We start from the raw sequence: 18,659 nt of genomic DNA, 5'->3' as shown, positions 1-18,659 counted from the left end.
GGATGTAGCTTTTTTTATGTAAAAACCATTAAATAACACCTATTTTTTTCATTAAAAAAGTGGCACTTTTATTTTTACAAATCCCATCTCGTAGCACGTAATCAAAATGCAAATCGTTGTTCTCAATCGTTACTTCAAAACATTTATTAATCAATTGATTTGGAAATTCATCAGCAGTCAAACACACTTCAATGTCATGCGTAGCAATAGCTCCAATGGCTTTTTTCTGTATCATCTTATGAATAACTTCCACGGTTCCTGATCGTTTATCATCTGAATTAGTACCTCTCAAAATTTCATCCAAAAGCACAAAGGCACGTTGGCTATCCAAAGCATCCATAATTTGTTTCAAACGCTTTATTTCCGCATAAAAATAAGACTCACTATCCGATAAAGAATCCGACAAACGCATGGAAACTAATATGGGCATGGGATGAATATTCGCTTGTGAAGCACAAACTACCGAACCCATTCTCGCTAAAACCATATTGATACCTAAACTTCTCAAAAAAGTACTTTTCCCAGACATATTGGAACCTGTAAGAATAATAAAGGATTGTGGTTGAAAAATAACATCATTACTTACTCTTTGATTAGTTCTCAATAATGGATGCGACATATGGGTAAATGCAACTTCATAGTCATTGTTAAGCATTGGAAAACAAAAATCAGGATTATTATAGGAAAAATTAGCCAAACTTTGTAAGGTTTCCATTTCTCCAATAATTTCCAACCATCTCGTTACATGTGAAGCATGTTGGTTTTTCCAAGCAATAATCTTTCTAAAAATATGGATGTGATACAAGACGGTTCCGTTAAAAAAAAGAATACCTAAAGGATTGGCTACACTGTCTAAACCTGAAAACAATTTGGAAAGTTGGTACAACGATTGACTGGCTTTGCTATTATGTTTTTGCAATTCGTTTTGCAAATCGATACACTTTTTAGAAGCAAATGTTTCTTTTTCAATAGCTTCAATCATAAAGCTGTATTGTTTTACAATGGTATCAATAGCTGTGGAATGTGCATTTTCAATTTTAATGCGTTGAATAAAGGTAGCGGCAAAACCTAAATTTGCAAAAAAAGAAAGTGTTGCAAACAGCATCCAATTATTCGTACCTATAAAATAATACCCCAAACTACTTGTTAGAAAAATAATTGGTAAAACATACAGTAGTAGTAGGTTCATTTTAGACACCGGTTGGCTATTGCTTTTTGTCCAAGCGAGCAACTGATTGTAAAATTGTTCTGCATCCTTGCTTACTTTAGCATTCGCCATAAAATCTTGCCTCCACTCTATTTTAGAACGCATTTCTGTAATAGCTTCTTGCCTCTCCAAAATTTCATCATTTGAAATTTGGGTTACCAAGGCTTGAGCCAAAGTCTTTTTACCAATATAAGTATAGGTTCGATTTAAGGTTTGAAATAAAGAATTGGGACCGAAGATATCCAAATCATAGGCATATTCATGATGTGAATTACTGAAAACAACTCCATCATCAAAAGGAATTTTTTCTTTATTTAAGAAAGCAATTTCATCTTCATTAATGGCAATAATTGCTTCTTTATGCAATTTACTTTCTTTTTTTTGATCGTACCAACGCAATAAAAAAAGAAATGCAGTTACCGCTAAAAAGAACAGTATTAAGTAAAAAATAGTGTATTCTTGATACAATTCGTAAGCGAAATAAACACCCATAGCAACAGATACAAAGCGAAGTATACTTAAAATATTTAAAGTGTTTTTGATTTTTTGCAAGGCTATTTCTTGGGCAGCTTTTCGAGCGCTATATTCTTTCATTATTTACTAAATTACAATCAGAAGATGTTATTTTCTTTTCCTACAAAGATACATTTTTCAATCAAGCAACTCCATTCATACAGTGTTTATCCAAACTAACTCAGAACGTCTTCAGTAATAAAATGTTATAATTTTCTTAAAACCCATTTGTGTTACAGAGCTAACATTTTTTTGGAACCCATACTACTAATTTTGAAATAAGAAAAATTAGAATTGCTATACCAACCTTTTTACTAACAAATAAAAAAATCCTATGAAAAAGAAAATGTTACTTTTAGTATTGCTTGCGTTTCAAACGCTTGCTTTTAGTCAATATGTGAATTACCAATTTTACGAAGACTTTCTCAATAAATATGTCTCTGAGGAAGGTTATGTCGATTATGATGCGATTTATGACAACCACACCGATTTAGCGAAAGTCATTAAACGATTTGAAACCATTGAAGTGTATGATGAATGGAGTAAAAACCAAAAATTATCGCACTGGATTAATGTATACAATGTGTATTCAATGAAATTAATTATTGATCACTTTCCCATTAATAGCATCAAAGATATTTCAGGCTCTTTTGATTACCGATACATTCCGTACAAAGAACAATTGATTTCGCTCAATTATATTGAAAAAGAAATTTTGAGTACTACTTTAGATGAAAGAATTCATTTCGCTATTAACTGTGCTTCTCTTTCGTGCCCAAATATTAATCGCACTCCTTTTTATGGAGACACTATTGAAATGCAATTAGAAGCTGCTGCGAAAGCTTTTATTAACGACCCAACCAAAAATGTTATCAACCGAAAAGAAATTAAGTTATCTAAAATATTCGATTGGTTTGCTGCTGATTTCCTAAAGAACAACACCTCTATTGTATCTTATATTAATAAATATTCGGATACCAAAATCAAAGAAACTGCAACTATTTCTTATTTAGAGTACAACTGGAGCTTGAACAGCAAAATGAAATTTGAAAGCAATGCTTTTGTAGCAAGGAAATAAGTTTTTAGGAATTAGGAGTTAGGAATTAGTGATTAGATCTGTAGGAAAGCCCTTTTTACTTTAGACTTTTTACTTTAGACTTTTGACTTTAGACTTTTGACTTTTGACTAGAGACAACGGACTCACATCTTTTCAGTATCTTTGCACTTTAATTATAAAAGATGATTGCTCAAGATACTATTGTTGCCCTTGCCACACCTTCAGGTGCTGGAGCTATTGCCGTTATTCGATTGTCGGGAAAAGAAGCGATAACCATTGCTTCACAAGTATTTCAATCGGTTTCTGGTAAAGACATTGGGAAACAAAAAACACATACTATTCATTTAGGCCATGTGGCAGATAATGGAAAAACCTATGATCAGGTTTTGTTGTCTATTTTTAAAGGGCCCAATTCGTATACTGGTGAAAATGTAGTCGAAATTTCTTGTCACGGTTCTACATTTATTCAGCAACAAATCATACAATTGTTGTTGCGTAAAGGAGCGAAAATGGCACAAGCGGGCGAATTTACCTTACGCGCTTTTTTAAATGGAAAACTCGATTTATCTCAAGCAGAAGCCGTAGCCGATTTAATTGCTTCCGACAATGAGGCCAGTCACCAAATTGCGATGCAACAAATGCGAGGTGGTTTTTCTAACGAAATTGCGAAACTGCGTGAAGAATTATTAAATTTTGCTTCCTTAATCGAATTGGAATTGGACTTTTCAGAAGAAGATGTAGAATTTGCCGATCGTACTGCTTTTTACGAACTCCTAAATCGCATTGAATTTGTATTAAAAAGGTTAATTGATTCCTTTGCAGTAGGAAATGTAATTAAAAACGGAATTCCTGTGGCGATTGTGGGCGAACCCAATGTAGGAAAATCGACTTTATTAAATGCTTTGTTAAATGAAGAGCGTGCGATTGTTTCCGATATTGCTGGAACGACTCGTGATACGATTGAAGACGAATTGGTTATCAATGGAATTGGATTTCGTTTTATAGACACCGCAGGTATTCGGGAAACCAAAGATGTAGTGGAAAGCATTGGTATTCAAAAAACATTTGAAAAAATTGAACAAGCACAGGTGGTTTTGTATTTGGTTGATAGTTCTCAGTTGTTGCTTGATGGTAAATTAGAAAATTTAAAAAACGAAATTGGGAAAACCAGAAATAAATTTCCGTTAAAACCAATAATAATAGTTCTAAATAAAATAGATCAATTACAATCTGAATCTATTGCTCATTTTACAAATTACTTAACAGACCAACAACCTACAACCTACAACCAACAACTAGTACCTCTTTCTGCCAAACAAAAAATAGGCATCGAGGAATTAAAAAACACCCTACTCTCTTTTGTAAATACAGGTGCGCTTAGAAATAATGAAACAATTGTAACCAATACACGTCATTACGATTCGTTATTAAAAGCCTTAGAAGAAGTTCAGAAAGTAAAATGGGGCTTAGATGCGGGTATTTCTTCCGATTTAATGGCTATCGACATCAGACAAGCCTTGTTTTATTTTGGTGAAATTACAGGAGAAGTAACGAATGACGAATTACTAGGCAATATTTTTGCTAATTTCTGTATTGGGAAATAATTACACTAAAAATAAATATAAAAATTAAATAATTTTACAAACAAAACCCTTTAAATCCTACTAAATTGTAGGATTTTTTTATTTTATAAACTTCAAATGATTTTTTAAAATTTATGCTATTTTTTCAATTATTTGTACCTCACTTGTACCTCGAAAATATTTTTTTTCTATCTTTGAAATAACAAGAGAAATTATGGCACTTATTTCTTCTTAAATTAACTTATAAAAGTTTAATTAATTTTATATTACAAGTTAAAATCTTATTTATGAGCTCGAATCTATCGATAAAAAAAATATGTGAATTTTGTCAAAAAGAGTTTATTGCTAAAACAATTAAGACACGTTATTGCTCTCATAATTGCAATAGAAAACATTACAAATTAGTCAAGAAAAAAGGAGAAATTGAAACTATTGAAAAGGCAACGAAACTAAATATTACATCAATCGAAGAAGTCAATAAAAAAGATTTTTTAACGGTTAATGAAACTGCATTGATTTTAAACATGTCTAAAAGAACCGTTTATCGTTTAATACAAAATAAAGAACTTAATGCTTACAATTTTTCAGAGAGAAAGACATTGATACGAAGAAAAGATATCGATTATTATTTTGAGTTAAACATGAATTCTTCAAATCTAAATAAAGAAAAAATCAAACAGAACATTACTCCTGAAAACGCTTATAACATTAATGAAATAATTGAAAAATATCATATTTCAAGTAGTGCCTTATACAATATCCTGAATCGTTTGAATATTGAAAAGAAAAATTACGGTAAACATGTGTTAGTTAAAAAAGAGGATATTGACCAAATTTTTATATCATGATAAAAGTTACTTTACGAAAGAAAAAATTAAAATCTGAAAAGGAAAGTTTGTATTTGGATTATTATCCTGAAATCATCAATCCAACAACTGGAGCCAAAACTAGAAGAGAATTTCTTGATCTACACGTTTATATAAATCCTAAAAATCAAGAAGAAAGAAAATACAATCAAGAAGCTTTTGAAGTTGCTAATCTTGTAAAATCAAAAAGAGAGCTTCAAATTAGAAATAAAGAATTTGGCTTCAAAGAAAATATCAATCTTAATGTTGACTTTGTAAATTTTTATCAAACTATCGTTGATGAATATTACAATAAAACCAGTCTCTCCAATTATAATACATGGAAAGCTTCTTTAAATCATTTTATTAATTTTTCTAATGGTATAATTATGAGCAGTCAATTAGATACTACTTACATTAATCGATATAGAAATTATTTATTACAAGTTAAAACAACAAGAAATGCAAAAGAGCCTAAAAGAATTTCTATAAATACAGCATCATCCTATTACAAAAACTTTATCTACGTTTTAAAACAAGCCTACAAAAGAAACTTTATCTCAATTAATCTAGCTGAAGATGCAAAATACATTAAAGAAGAAGAAACCCATAGAGAATATTTGACAGAAGAAGAACTAACAGCATTATGGAAAACACCTATCAAAGATGAAAAGGTTAAACATATGGCTTTGTTTTCAGCTTTAACTGGGTTACGTTTCATTGATGTTACTAATTTAACTTGGAAAGATGTTTTTAATGACAAACATCAAGGATACTATATTCAGTTTAGAGAACAAAAAACAAAAAACATTAAAAATCATCCTATTTCTGAAACAGCTTACAATATACTTAAGTCACAAGATAATTCAGAAGACCTAATATTTGGTAATATCAAATATTCACAAATTACTAGACCTTTAAAATTATGGTTGCAAGATGCAAATATTACAAAGAAAATTTCTTTTCATAACTTTAGACATAGTTACGCTACGTTGCAACTTGCAAATGGAACAGACATTTATACTGTATCCAAATTATTAGGTCACAAAAACGTTGCAACAACTCAAATTTATACAAAGATTTTAGACAAAAATAAAATAGAAGCTGCTAACCGCATAAATTTAAACTTAGATGGAATTTCTTGATAGAATAGACGATATAATTACAACTGAACAGATAAAAATTGAAAGCTTTATAAAAAAGAAATTTAAAGAGTTTAAGAGTCAAGACAGAAAATCAGAATATGCAATTGATAAAACAAGAACTGCCCTATATGAAACATTCATAAGAGCAAATTTTATTGATATTTATCGATCTCATTTTGAAACATATTATAATCTTTATAAAAACTCAGTTAATACATATGATAATAAACAAGATGCAATTAAATTAGCTTTACAAAATGAAATGTATGAAGCGTATCCTTCTTTTAAGAATTTTAGTAAGATATCAAATGTGAAATATTGTGAAGAATTTGATAATTTAACTTTTGAAAACTTTGTTAAATATTTATTACAATATGATACTTCAAAAAAAATTGAAATTTTATTTTCAAAGAATAGCCATTTATACATATTATTCTATGACAATAACTATAATGGTGATTTTTATTTAAAACCTTTTGAAGGACATGTTGTAAATAGTTCTATATATAAAAAACTACATAAGAAATTTTATCCTAATAAATTTATTCCTTATGCCAAAGAAGAAACTGATGAATTTAACAACACTAATTATATTATAATAACAGAAGAAATTAAAAATAGTTCATTCAGAGAAGTTAAAAAAGTTAGTGATTATGAAATACATGATTTTGATATTAATGAACAAGCATTACTATTAAACCTCTGTCTGTCAGATAAAAATTCAATACCTCTAACTGAAAAAATTAAAATCTTAATATTAATTGGCGAAATTAAAGATAAATCAATTTTTGAAGTTTCTCCTTCTATAAATCCATTTTACAATAAAGTAAACAAGGGAATTCTAAGAAAAGGAAGTATTCAAACAATGATAGATATTGTAGATATTATTTTTAAAAAATTTGATGATTACGATTTAAATATCACAAAGCAAAGATTAAAAATACATAAAACTACTTTACTAAACGAACAAAATAAAACAAAAAAATGATAAATTAATCAATGTTTAAAAAACACAAACAACTAATAATCAAAATCTTAAAACATACCTAAGCAATCCATAAGCCATCCCCAAACTATTTCTTTGGGGATTTTTCATTTATATGTTTGTCAAGAAATTATAAACATATATAAAAATGAAACAACCATTTTATTTAATATCCGAAGACGATATTAAAGCACTTGCAGAGCAAATTTCAGCAAACATTCAAAACAAATTAGAAGGTAACTTTACACCTATTGTTTCTTCAAAAACATCTGACGATGAGTTTCTCAATATTGAAGAACTAACTAAGCTCATTGGTTTAACCAAACCAACAATTTACGGACACGTGCATCGTAATACAATTCCTTATATAAAAAAGGGGAAAATGTTACGCTTCTCAAAATTGGATATTCTGCATTGGTTAGAGAATGGAAAAAACAATTCCAAATCCGATTTAGAAGCTAAAGTAAACGAGTATTTAGCCAAAAAGCCTCTTTTTAATCGTTAATCTAACGTAAACTTTACGCATATGGAAAACTATTTATATAACTGTCATTATTGTAACAAAGAGTATAAACCTAGAAGAAGAAAGAAACAAAAGTATTGCAGTAATAGTTGCAGAACACTTGCTTTCAACTTAAAAAAGAAATCACAACTTTCATTTCCAATCAATATAAATAAAAATAATAAAACCTCCATTGATAAAATGAGCGTTGCTGGAATTGGAAATGCAGCTGTTGGAACATTTGCAGTCAATACCATTACAAATTGGTTAACACGAGATGAAAATAAACCTGCCACCAAAAAAGATATTAAAGATATCAAAGAACTGGTTTTAAAAAGGTATCATGAGATATTAAATATGCAAACCGATTCTTATGGCAATTATCCCTATTATGACATTGAGTTGAGAACTGTTGTTTATCTAAAAAAATAAAGAAATGGAAGATACTATAGACAAAGGTTTTATAAAATTAAAACGAAATATGCTTGATTGGGAATGGTATCAAGACAATAACACTTTTAGAGTTATGATTCATTTGCTACTTAAATGTAATTACACTACTAAAAATTGGCAAGGACATATCATTTATCCTGGAGAATTAATCACATCTATAAAAAATCTGAGTAAAGAATTAGACTTATCTGAAAACATTATCAGAACGGCTCTAAAAAAACTTAAAACAACTAACTATATAGTTGTAAAAAGCACAAACAAATTCACTCGAATAAAAATAACAAAATCAATTATTTATGATGAAATAGCTATTTCAAATAACCAACCAATTGAAGTTCCAAACACAAACAAAAAACAATCCGATAACACACCAATCACAACAACTAATAAAGTAAATAAAGAAATAGAAATTAAAGAAAGAATAGAAATTTTTAAAACACAAATTTTCAATTTTAGAAATCAATTTTCAATGGATGTCTTACAACAGTTTTTAAAATTTTGGACAGAAGAAAACAAGCAAACTGGGCGGCTGAGATTTGAAGAAGAAAAATTTTGGAATTTAGAGACTCGATTATCCAGTTGGAAAAATTATAATACTAACTCAATCGACAAAAAGAAGATATATACTAACCGTTAAACAATACAACATGGAGATTGATATAAATTTATTGACTAAATCAAATGAATTAGAATTGATAAAACCTAGACTTCCTGAAACTATTGAAGCAAAAAAAATATATCAGTATTTTAAAAATCAATACTTTAGAGATCATCAAGTTCCTTTTATTGAAAATATAGAAGCGAAACAATTGGTTTACACCTTAATTTACTATTTCCAAAACAAAGATAATTTTTTCAATTCCAACCTACTCTACCCTATCATTGGCAGCAACTTTTCATTACAAAAAGGGTTAATTATTATAGGTGGTTATGGCACAGGAAAAAGCACCATTTTAAAAACATTTCAAAACTTAATCAATTCAGTTTTCAAATCTCAAATTACTTTAAAATTCAATGCAGTAATTGATGTGGTTCAAGAATTTGAAACAACCATACAAGAAGATATGTCAGCTTTTAATGAAAAATATAATAACGGATATCGAATATTTGATGATTTAAAAAGTGAAAAAGAAGCCTCTCGGTTTGGGAAAAAGGATATATTTAAAGAAATACTTTTTAAAAGATGTGAAAATAAAAAAATCGCTTCTATTATAACAGCCAACTATCAAGAAGAAAATCCAAATAACATGGAATTAGCCATTGAAGAATTTTACAGGTATGAAGGCAGAGTGTATGATCGAATTATGGGTAATTTCAATTTTATTCAATTACAAGATAAGAGTTATAGAAAATAACTCAACTCCAGAAATAAATGCGCAATATACATTGCAACTGTATGTAACTTCTAGAAAAACAAATGGTTTTGCGTTGCAATCGTTTTAAATGGGTTCGCATAGACAAATTATTTCTTTCAATTTGATTCGTACCAAAACGTGTTACTTTATTTATTAAAATTTCCTACAATTAATCAATTTCAGATTATTTTAATCATACATTAGGGATTAATTTTTCTTTCAAAGAATATAAAACAAATCTTTATTGTCTATTTTTTATAAAGACATAAATGTGTTCAAGCTTTATTCTAATGTACTCTCAAATTAATTATACCATAAAAGTACTTAATTCGTAAAAACAAGAAACAAACACCAACAAAGTAAAAGTATTTATTTATTAAAATGTTTACATAAAAAATATAGATTTTGTTAAAATATACGTATTAATACGTACAAATAACAGGCAAAAATACGTATTTATACGTATAGGAATTTTGAAAGTGATGGGGTATATTTGAGAAGTGATAAAGGATAATAAACTTCGTATATACATCTGCATTTGGGTAGATTGGCGCTACTTAGTAGCGCATATATACTAGTTAGCAGAAATATTACCAAACAAACTCCATAACTAATAAATTAAATGAAAATTCATACTTTAAAAATTTCAGGCTATAAAAGACTGAAAGAAATAACCGTTCAATTTGGAGATGCTACTTTCCTTATTGGACAAAATAATTGTGGTAAGAGCTCCATTATAAAGGCAATCGAGACATTATTATCAGCAAAAAAACAATTAACAAATTCAGATTATCATTCTATTTTGGATGAAGAAACGAATGAAGTTAAAGTAGACACTACTACAATTACTCTTGAAGCAGAATTTAGAAATTTGCCCGAAGAAGCTAAATCATGGAGAGGCTTCAAAGGAAGAATATTTAATTATGAAGTTGAGGAAGGCTCAGAAGATACAGGTTTATCAGTTATTTATAGAAAGACTTATGAACTAGGAAAAGATGTTGTAATTGAATTTAAATCAAAAGTAAGAACAATAAAAGAGGCTTTTTTAGAATGTAAAAAACCTCAAGATTATATTGATAATGGTTTGTCACAAGAAATTATTTCAGAATATTTTGAAGATTTAAATAGCAATATTGGTAAATCTAAAGGTGTTCTTGAAAAACTAGAACTTATTGATGATATTTGGGATATTTCGGAAGAAGAATTTTGGTTTCAGAATCCTGGAGGAATTCCTGGAAATGTTTTAAAAATGTTGCCTAGATTTCTACTTATTCCTGTTGATGTAAGCATGCAAGAAATTCAAGGTTCTGGAACTGGCGTTTTAAGTAAAACACTAGTTGAATTATTTGAAACAGTAAGAGAAAGATCTGATAATTTTAAAAATGCTCAAATTCACTTAAATAATCTAGCAAAGGAACTTGACCCAGAAGATGAGGAATCAGAATTTGGAAAAATGATGAATGAGCTTAATGGTGTATTATCAACGGTATTCCCTGATTCAAAATTACACGCTTCTACTAGCTTAAGCGACCCGTCAAGTTTGAAACCGAGTTTTCTTGTCGAAATGTCAAGCAACATTAAAACGAGTGTAGACAATCAAGGAACAGGGATGGTTAGAGCCGCCGTCTTTGGGATGTTAAGATATAGACAGCAATGGTTGTCAAGAAAAGAAGATGACCATGCAAGGTCACTAATAGTTTGTTTTGAAGAACCTGAAACTTATTTACATCCTAGTGCTGCGAATCAGATGAGAGAAGCAATTTATGAGTTAAGTTCAAGTTCTTCGCAAATAGTTGCTTCAACACATTCTCCATATATAATTGATTTAGCTAGAAAACCTAAACAAATTTTAAATAGATTGTTTAATTGTGGAAATCATGTTGAATGTGACACTTTTAGTGTAACAGAAAAATTTAAGTACCTACAAGGAGACGATAAATCATATGTAAAAATGATTCTTAAAATTGACAGTTATGTTTCAAGAATTTTCTTTACAAAAAACGTTGTAATCATTGAAGGTGATACTGAAGACATACTTATAAAAGAATCTATTAAAAAATTAGAAAGACATAAATATTTTAAGATATTATCCGATTTCGAAATTATAAAAGCTCGAGGAAAGGCTGCTATTATTGGACTGGTAAAATACTTGACTTCAATGGGTATAAATCCTATTGTAGTTCATGATATAGATGCAGAAGAACCCAATGCAGCAAAATTCAATGAACCCATAGCAGCTGCTCTAAATGGTATGGGAAAAATTGTTTTGATGTCTAACAATGTTGAAGATGAATTAGGATATGTCGCAACATACGAAAAGCCGTTTAAAGCATATAATCAAACTTTAGCATGGGGAGAGAATTGGAATGATTTACCAGAAAATTGGAGAAATAAAATGACTGAAATTTTTGAAGAATATCTGTAATTAATACTTCTGCTAACAGCACCTACCCAAAAGTGGCGGTTAAGTGGTTAAATCAAGCTTTGTTTTTCAATCAAAGTTTGTGCTTGGCTGACAGTGAACTGCATCGAAATCGCCACCTTCGGGTAGCTGCAAAAATTTGTACAACATATTATGAATCTTTACATCGATACAAATATTTATTTAACCTTTTATCATTTGACAAATGATGATTTAGACGAATTAAAAAAACTTGCAATCTTAATTGAAGATGAACAGATAAATTTAATATTACCTGAGCAGACAAGAAATGAATTTGTAAGAAATAGAGACAAAACAATATTTGATGCACTAACAAGTCTAAAAGAACAAAAAATAAGTTCAAGATTTCCTCAAATTTCAAAAGGGTATGATGAATATATTCTATTGCAAGAAGCTTATAAAAATTTTGAAAAACAAAAAAATAAGATAATAAGCAAAATTGAGAATGATGCTAAAGATTTTAATCTTAATGCAGATATTTTAACTAAAAGAATTTTTAACTCAGCTAACAAAGTTGAAATAAGTTCAAATTTGATAGAGAAATCAAAAACAAGGTATGATCTTGGAAATCCTCCTGGAAAAGGAAAATCATATGGAGATGCATTAAATTGGGAATCTTTGCTTGAATCAGTTGAATATGGTGAAGATTTACATCTAATTTCTGATGACGGAGATTTTGCATCATTAATGGATAAAAAAGAATTAAATTTATTCTTAAAAGATGAGTGGGAAAAAAAGAAAAATTCATCTATTTTGTTTTATAAAACTTTATCAGAATATTTTAAATCTCAATTCCCACAAATTGAACTCTCTGATCAATTAGAAAAAGAAATTTTAATAAAAAGTTTAGCTACATCAGTATCTTTTTCCTCTGCTAAATCAAAATTAGCTAAACTTTCGAAATACGGTGAATTTACAAATCAACAATTAAATGACATCGTCGAAATTGCAATAACAAACAATCAACTATATTGGATAAGTAATGATTTTGGTGTTGGTAATGTCTTAATTAACATTATTCAAGGAAATGAAGAGAAAATAATTCCTGAATCATTAATTGAATTTAACAGAATTTATAGACCTGAAATACATATTGAAGAGCAAGATTTACCATTTTAAAAATGTCTTAGATCCAGATTTGTATCAAAATTTAAAGGTCATATTATTAAATATTAATAATTTTAACAATCACACGAAATGAATGAGTTGATTTCACCAAAATATAAAATGAAACTTGTAGAAGAAGTAGAAAGTGAACTTTGGAATATGTTTACAACATCTAAATACTACAATGTCGAAAAGTATATAGAAAATTGGCAAATTTATGATAATAGGTATACAGATACAGGTTATCATATTGGTTGGGCTCCACATTTTGAAATTAAAAAACAAAAAGATGGTATAACTATAGATTTGAAATCTACATTACATTCTCTTGATAATGAAACTTTATTAAAAATTGCAATTGACATTGGAGTTGATACTCCAGACTTTATACCTTCAATACCGACATTTAAGAATGCCCTGAAATCGGATTACAAAACAGCGTATGACACATTCACTAAAGCGTACAAGCAAATTGAGACAGATCCTAGTACAGCGGTTGGTTTAGCGAATTCTGCACTTGAAAGCATAATAAAAGAAATTTTAAAAGACGACAGAATTTCAAGTAAAGTAAAAGGAGGAGAAACTCTTTACAAGCTAACGTCTATAATTCTCAAAGAATTTAATCTAACTGACGGCGAACATCCTAAAGAAATTAAGACTATTGGAAATTCTCTATTGACAATAAATCAAACAATAGAAAAGTTAAGAAGCGAAAAGACTAACTTTCATGGGAAGACAAATGACGATTATTTAATCAATGATACTATATATACTTTTTTTATTGTGAATACTGTAACAACAGTAGGACTATTTTTAAATTCATATTATAAAAATAAATTTCCAAAACTAAAAGTAGAATTAGATGATAATAATGATGACTTACCATTTTAGAATAAGTTGTTACAATTAAAAGTTCATTATATATCTCTATTTGATTGAAAACTAATGCCTTTTTATTATCAAATTGATAATGTAAGTTTAAAATAATTATATAAAATATTAGTTGTTTTTGAAAAAAATATGCCAAATCTGATCTCATTTTTCAATACGGAAGAATATTACCATCCTGATTTAAAAATTTACTATGAATTTAATGAATGTGAGATAAATTCTCCATATTATAAACTTCTTCATTTTGAAGGTTCTGAAAAAAATGGAAAAGAAATGCATTTATATTTATTAACAGATAAAGAAGATAATGATCTTGCTATATTAAAATTATCAACTGTAACATATGGCAATAAATCATATTATCAAATAAATAAATCATTTTCTCTTATTCCGCAAAAAGGATATGGTCTTACAATATATAATTTCTGTTTTCAATTTCATAATGGAGATATATTATCCGATCATATAAATACTTTACCTGGCTCATTTAATCTTTGGAAAAAATTATTAAAAAATGAAAAAATTTCAGCAAAAAGATTAGACACAAAAAATAATAAAAAATTAAACCTCAATATAAATAAAGAATTTTTGATATGGGGTATTTCAGAAGACTATCTTGAAGCAATAAATGAAACACCTTGGCAAGCAGTTATTTTTGAAAAAGAATACGAAAATACAGAATACATAGGAGATGAGTCTGAAGATGATTTTTTTGTTGACTATCTCTCTATGAATGATAAAATAGAAAGAACAATTTTATCCGATTATATCGTTAAAGCATTAAAAAATAACAAGAAAATTAAAGACCGTCATAATATACTTATACTTATTGAAAAAAAATAGTTATTACAATAAGTTCAAAAAAATTAAAATACCTGATAGCCTAGATTTGCAATCCGTGCCTAATTAAAAACGTATTGTAATCCAGAAAGGAAAAGAGTATTTTTACAATGAAATACAACCAACAAAAAACAACTCAAAAAACTTAGCTCCCACACCATTTGCTCAAACCTATTTTCACGGTACAAAAGCAAACCTACAACTTGGAGACCTTATTGAACCAGGTTATCATTCCAACTTCGGTCAAAGGAAAAAAGCAAAATATATTTTTCTTGCCGCAACATTAGACGCTGCCATTTGGGGTGCAGAACTTGCTGTGGGTGAAGGCTGTGAAAGAATTTATTTAGTGGAACCAACCGGTGCAATTGAAAATGACCCCGATCTAACAGACAGGAAATTTCCTGGAAATCCAACAATGTCCTATCGTTCTACAGAACCGTTTAGGGTTGTTGGAGAAATAACCGTTTGGCAAGGCCATTCAAAGGAACAAGTGCAACTCATGAAAGACGCATTAACTAAATTAAATGAGCAAGGAGTGAATTCGGTTAATGATGAGTAAACTTGAAAATACTTGAAATTAATCTTAAAATAAAAAACCACTCTTAAACAGAGTGGTTTTATTTTTAGCTTCTTTGTGGGCACGGAAAACATTTCCGTGCTATCTGATTTGATTAGTTTAATCTTATTATTTGCTTAGTAGTAATAAACAATATTCTTGCTTAACATAATTTCTTTATTAATACTATTACTATTTAAACAAACTCTAATTCTATTGTGTTATTATATTTTATTTCTAGTCCTGTAATACCACAATCTAATAAAAAATCAACTAGTTTTTCGGAATAATATGGCTTAGATGTTACTTGAACTTCAATTATATCTTTACCATAATGCTCTTTTGATATGGTAATTTTTTCAAAATTAGTTAATAAACCTTCATCTTTATTTAAATCTAGGTAATCTTGATAATTGTTAACTGGAAGATATTTTACATTGTTTAAAAATTTATTGCCTGTATAAATAATAGATTTATCATATATTAATTCCGATGATGGAATAGTTTTTATAAACATCAAATAATATTTTTCAGATACATCTTTTATTTCAAAATCAAATAGACTATAATCCCCAATATTAAAGGCTTTAAGAATATTTATAAATTTTTCACTATAAATGTTATATAAGCAATGGTATTGAGGAGCATAAGACATCAAATCTGTTATTTTGGCTTTTTTAAGTAATATGCTTTTAATAACAGGACTTTTTAAAGTTTGTACAACTTCTTGTTTTGTCCAAAAATCAGGATTATCATAATTAAACCATTCTATAAACTTTTGATATTCTTCATTATTTGTATCTACGTTTCTTTTATCTAATTCCACTTGATAAACACCATTGTTTACCCCAATTATTTTAGGTTCACTAGACATTGCTACTTGATAGTATTTCATTTTAGTTTGCTCCATTTATTATTTTAAAATAATCATTTAGATTTTGACCTGTTTTCTTATAATTATCATAAGCAGAGTTTATCATAGTACTTAATTCTTTTTGAAGTGATTTAATTGACGTTTCATTTATTTTGTTATTTCTAATTAAATCTTCAATTCTTCCCATTACATAGTCATTATATTGAGGATGGTTACCATGAAAAGGAGTAGGTAATTTTTTTAAATTAAACCCTCCGTTTAATTTCATATATTCACCTAGTTTATCTGCCAATTTCTTATATACAGCCTTAGGTATAACATGATGTTTTTGTATTTTAGTTAATTGCTTTGCTAAATTAGCCTCACCTCCAGGACCAGGTTCTATAATAGCAAGTATTATCATTGCTGAATAATACTCTACCATTTCATCTTCACTAACTTCAAAACGGGGTAGTATTTCATTACCTGTTATCATTTTATATAATTCTCCTGAAGGTCCTATACCTACTTGTTCAAATATATCTAATGCAGTGTTTCCAATAGCTTTAAGTGTAGCTGTACCAGTAGTACTTTTTTTCTTAGGGTCTCCGTTTTCATCAATTTCACTTTCTCCATCTGTAAAAGTTTCATTTCCTGTATTTACCCATGTAGTCCCACTTGCAGAACTTGAAATTCTATCAATAAAAGATTGTGATAACATTCCATCTGGGTCTATAAAGAAAACAGGGTTATCCATTGCATAGTTATACGGAGACCATCTACGCCCTTGTTCCGCCAGCGGGTCAATGTTCATCCATCTACCTAATGCAGGGTCATAATTCCTTGCTCCATAATCGTAGAAGTTAAGCCCCAACTCGTCTTGCAGTTCTTTGCCATTATATTTATACTGATACGCATTCGAAGAAGGATAAGTATTATGTTTTAATCCAAATGGATAATATTCATTTTCTTCTACTATTTCATCAATATCAATCGTACCATTACTGTCTGCATCTTTATAGCTTAATCGTATATTCCCTAAATGGTCTGTATAATTAAATACATATTTATAACTACTACTCTCCTTTTTCACATATCCTTCTGCTTGTGGAAAGAATTGTAAAACACTGTTTTCATATTGAAAACCTCCTGCTAAATAAGTCGTGGTTGTAATTACTGTACTTTCTGTCACTTTTTTAACTACTTTTTGTCCTGTAGCATTGTAAAGATATTCAATTTTATTGGTTCCAAAAACAATTTCGGTTGGTAAATTTAAATGGTTATATAGAATATTGGTAATCCCTTTATTATCATCACGTGTCATATTACCATTGACATCATAACCATATTCAGCATTATTATTATTTGCTCCATCATTAAATCCTTGTGGCGAAGTGGTTGCATCAGATACTTTTACTAACAAATTTTTGTTATTCGTATCATAAATATACACTAAATCGTCAATAGGATTTACCATTGTTGTAATTCCTCCATTTCGTTCCAAAGTTTGAATGTTTCCATTTTTATCATATGACAAACTTTCATCATAAGCCTTCCCATTATTAGTAGTTAAATTAGGCGTTAAATAAGTTGCTTCTGTTAAGCGATTCAAATCATCATAGCTATAATTGTATTTTTTAAGGGAACCAAATTTACTTTTCCAATACGTCCCTGAAATATTACCATTATAAAGTGCTTCTGATTGAAAATCATGTGTTCCTAAAGACTGATAATCATTATAATTGATTCTAAAAGCAAATAAATCGCTTCCATTGCCAACTGTAGTTACATCGTTTATTTCTTTTAACCAACCACGAATGTTATATTTATAATCAACCGTTTGAAGTCCAGTAGTTCCAGTTCCACCAACATTTTTACTGGTTAATTGTCCGAGTTCATCATAGGTGTTTTTAGCAATTAACTGCGTACTACCCCCATTAATTTGTTGGGTATGCAAGTCCAAACGATCTTGAGCCGTATAAAAGAAATTATCTCTAACCGTAAGTGCTGTAGCATTGGTATCGTACTTGTGGGTTGTAATTGTATATTCCGTTTTTCCAGACCAGTCCAGTTTACTATCCACTTGTGTAAAACCACCTAAATGGTTACTTGTATAAGCACGTACAGGTCTGTAATATTCATCATATAACGTATAGCTAGTTTCAGCAGCATTAGGGTTATTCATATCCAATACTTTTGCCCAAGAACCTGTTGGTATCCCTTTTACATTGGTTGCCAAGTCTTGTCCTTCAATTTGCGAAGGGATTGGATTAGGCGCTCCTGAATAGGTATACGTATCATAATAATTTTTGGTCAAAATATCA

17 protein-coding genes and 1 pseudogene are annotated in these 18,659 nt (G+C 29.0%); 14 read left to right on the top strand and 4 right to left on the bottom strand.

Features of this window, described 5'->3' with window-relative positions; all coding sequences use genetic code 11:
• Window positions 1-28: 28 nt before the first annotated feature.
• Window positions 29-1,801 carry a DNA mismatch repair protein gene (locus NHF47_RS16910; RefSeq protein WP_252766026.1) on the bottom strand — a complete coding sequence of 591 codons (1,773 nt, stop codon included), beginning with the start codon at window positions 1,799-1,801 and terminating at the stop codon, window positions 29-31.
• A 253-nt stretch (window positions 1,802-2,054) separates the two neighbouring features.
• Between NHF47_RS16910 and NHF47_RS16905 the strand changes: the two genes are divergently transcribed.
• The 9 genes from NHF47_RS16905 to NHF47_RS16865 all read left to right on the top strand — a co-directional run bounded on the left by NHF47_RS16905 (window position 2,055) and on the right by NHF47_RS16865 (window position 9,645).
• On the top strand, window positions 2,055-2,798 hold the full coding sequence (locus NHF47_RS16905; RefSeq protein WP_252766025.1) for a DUF547 domain-containing protein: 744 nt from the start codon (window positions 2,055-2,057) through the stop codon (window positions 2,796-2,798).
• A gap of 161 nt (window positions 2,799-2,959) precedes the next feature.
• Window positions 2,960-4,381 (top strand): tRNA uridine-5-carboxymethylaminomethyl(34) synthesis GTPase MnmE, encoded by a 1,422-nt coding sequence (mnmE, locus tag NHF47_RS16900; RefSeq protein WP_252766024.1) that lies wholly within the window; start codon window positions 2,960-2,962, stop codon window positions 4,379-4,381.
• Between the two features lie 266 nt (window positions 4,382-4,647).
• A complete protein-coding gene (locus tag NHF47_RS16895; protein WP_252766023.1) occupies window positions 4,648-5,208 on the top strand; it encodes a helix-turn-helix domain-containing protein in 561 nt (186 codons plus the stop codon).
• The gene (locus NHF47_RS16890) at window positions 5,205-6,350 is read left to right on the top strand and encodes a site-specific integrase (protein WP_252766022.1); all 1,146 of its coding nucleotides are present in this window, start codon (window positions 5,205-5,207) and stop codon (window positions 6,348-6,350) included. Before NHF47_RS16895 ends, NHF47_RS16890 begins: the two co-directional genes overlap by 4 nt.
• Window positions 6,337-7,338, top strand: a complete 1,002-nt coding sequence (locus NHF47_RS16885; protein WP_252766021.1) for a hypothetical protein — start codon at window positions 6,337-6,339, stop codon at window positions 7,336-7,338. The genes NHF47_RS16890 and NHF47_RS16885 overlap by 14 nt, the downstream gene beginning before the upstream one ends.
• A 145-nt stretch (window positions 7,339-7,483) precedes the next feature.
• Window positions 7,484-7,840, top strand: a complete 357-nt coding sequence (locus NHF47_RS16880; RefSeq protein ID WP_252766020.1) for a helix-turn-helix domain-containing protein — start codon at window positions 7,484-7,486, stop codon at window positions 7,838-7,840.
• Between the two features lie 21 nt (window positions 7,841-7,861).
• On the top strand, window positions 7,862-8,269 hold the full coding sequence (locus tag NHF47_RS16875; RefSeq protein WP_252766019.1) for a hypothetical protein: 408 nt from the start codon (window positions 7,862-7,864) through the stop codon (window positions 8,267-8,269).
• 4 nt (window positions 8,270-8,273) lie between these two features.
• On the top strand, window positions 8,274-8,927 hold the full coding sequence (locus NHF47_RS16870; protein ID WP_252766018.1) for a hypothetical protein: 654 nt from the start codon (window positions 8,274-8,276) through the stop codon (window positions 8,925-8,927).
• A gap of 10 nt (window positions 8,928-8,937) precedes the next feature.
• Window positions 8,938-9,645: a hypothetical protein gene (locus tag NHF47_RS16865; protein WP_252766017.1), complete on the top strand. Its 708-nt coding sequence runs from the start codon at window positions 8,938-8,940 to the stop codon at window positions 9,643-9,645.
• A 1-nt stretch (window position 9,646) separates the two neighbouring features.
• Here the strand turns inward: NHF47_RS16865 and NHF47_RS16860 are convergent.
• Window positions 9,647-9,775 (bottom strand): annotated as a pseudogene (locus NHF47_RS16860) (IS1 family transposase); the annotation flags it as partial.
• A 492-nt stretch (window positions 9,776-10,267) separates the two neighbouring features.
• On the opposite strand from NHF47_RS16860, the gene NHF47_RS16855 reads away from it, so the two are divergent.
• From NHF47_RS16855 to arr, 5 genes are all read left to right on the top strand, one after another.
• Complete coding sequence (locus tag NHF47_RS16855) at window positions 10,268-12,070, top strand: ATP-dependent endonuclease (RefSeq protein WP_252766016.1); 1,803 nt, start codon at window positions 10,268-10,270, stop codon at window positions 12,068-12,070.
• Window positions 12,071-12,220: 150 nt separating this feature from the next.
• The gene (locus NHF47_RS16850; protein ID WP_252766015.1) at window positions 12,221-13,207 is read left to right on the top strand and encodes a PIN domain-containing protein; all 987 of its coding nucleotides are present in this window, start codon (window positions 12,221-12,223) and stop codon (window positions 13,205-13,207) included.
• Between the two features lie 78 nt (window positions 13,208-13,285).
• Entirely contained in the window at window positions 13,286-14,086 is an 801-nt protein-coding gene (locus NHF47_RS16845) for an abortive infection family protein (protein WP_252766014.1), read from the top strand.
• A 129-nt stretch (window positions 14,087-14,215) separates the two neighbouring features.
• Window positions 14,216-14,929, top strand: coding sequence for a hypothetical protein (locus NHF47_RS16840; protein WP_252766013.1), 714 nt, complete (start codon window positions 14,216-14,218; stop codon window positions 14,927-14,929).
• Between the two features lie 112 nt (window positions 14,930-15,041).
• Window positions 15,042-15,485, top strand: coding sequence for an NAD(+)--rifampin ADP-ribosyltransferase (arr, locus tag NHF47_RS16835; RefSeq protein ID WP_374670181.1), 444 nt, complete (start codon window positions 15,042-15,044; stop codon window positions 15,483-15,485).
• 193 nt (window positions 15,486-15,678) lie between these two features.
• On the opposite strand, the gene NHF47_RS16830 is transcribed toward arr, so the two are convergent.
• Window positions 15,679-16,392 carry a hypothetical protein gene (locus tag NHF47_RS16830; protein ID WP_252766012.1) on the bottom strand — a complete coding sequence of 238 codons (714 nt, stop codon included), beginning with the start codon at window positions 16,390-16,392 and terminating at the stop codon, window positions 15,679-15,681.
• On the bottom strand, window positions 16,379-18,659 hold a 2,281-nt coding region (locus tag NHF47_RS16825; RefSeq protein ID WP_252766011.1), incomplete at its 5' end, for an RHS repeat-associated core domain-containing protein. The genes NHF47_RS16825 and NHF47_RS16830, both read right to left, overlap by 14 nt.

The sequence above is a fragment of the Flavobacterium sp. NRK F7 genome (assembly GCF_024054195.1).
Taxonomy (GTDB): Bacteria; Bacteroidota; Bacteroidia; order Flavobacteriales; family Flavobacteriaceae; genus Flavobacterium.
The sequence above is the reverse complement of the archived record's forward strand: the minus strand, read 5'-3'. Positions and strand labels throughout refer to the sequence as shown.

Bases quoted from the DNA above. Each gene is read 5' to 3' on its own strand.
- NHF47_RS16850 (WP_252766015.1), top strand. From the start codon at position 12,221: ATGAATCTTTACATCGATACAAATATTTATTTAACCTTTTATCATTTG.
- NHF47_RS16870 (WP_252766018.1), top strand. From the start codon at position 8,274: ATGGAAGATACTATAGACAAAGGTTTTATAAAATTAAAACGAAATATG.
- NHF47_RS16865 (WP_252766017.1), top strand. From the start codon at position 8,938: ATGGAGATTGATATAAATTTATTGACTAAATCAAATGAATTAGAATTG.
- NHF47_RS16880 (WP_252766020.1), top strand. From the start codon at position 7,484: ATGAAACAACCATTTTATTTAATATCCGAAGACGATATTAAAGCACTT.
- NHF47_RS16875 (WP_252766019.1), top strand. From the start codon at position 7,862: ATGGAAAACTATTTATATAACTGTCATTATTGTAACAAAGAGTATAAA.
- NHF47_RS16885 (WP_252766021.1), top strand. From the start codon at position 6,337: ATGGAATTTCTTGATAGAATAGACGATATAATTACAACTGAACAGATA.
- NHF47_RS16855 (WP_252766016.1), top strand. From the start codon at position 10,268: ATGAAAATTCATACTTTAAAAATTTCAGGCTATAAAAGACTGAAAGAA.
- NHF47_RS16830 (WP_252766012.1), bottom strand. From the start codon at position 16,392: ATGGAGCAAACTAAAATGAAATACTATCAAGTAGCAATGTCTAGTGAA.
- NHF47_RS16895 (WP_252766023.1), top strand. From the start codon at position 4,648: ATGAGCTCGAATCTATCGATAAAAAAAATATGTGAATTTTGTCAAAAA.
- mnmE (WP_252766024.1), top strand. From the start codon at position 2,960: ATGATTGCTCAAGATACTATTGTTGCCCTTGCCACACCTTCAGGTGCT.
- NHF47_RS16840 (WP_252766013.1), top strand. From the start codon at position 14,216: ATGCCAAATCTGATCTCATTTTTCAATACGGAAGAATATTACCATCCT.
- NHF47_RS16905 (WP_252766025.1), top strand. From the start codon at position 2,055: ATGAAAAAGAAAATGTTACTTTTAGTATTGCTTGCGTTTCAAACGCTT.
- NHF47_RS16890 (WP_252766022.1), top strand. From the start codon at position 5,205: ATGATAAAAGTTACTTTACGAAAGAAAAAATTAAAATCTGAAAAGGAA.
- NHF47_RS16910 (WP_252766026.1), bottom strand. From the start codon at position 1,801: ATGAAAGAATATAGCGCTCGAAAAGCTGCCCAAGAAATAGCCTTGCAA.
- NHF47_RS16845 (WP_252766014.1), top strand. From the start codon at position 13,286: ATGAATGAGTTGATTTCACCAAAATATAAAATGAAACTTGTAGAAGAA.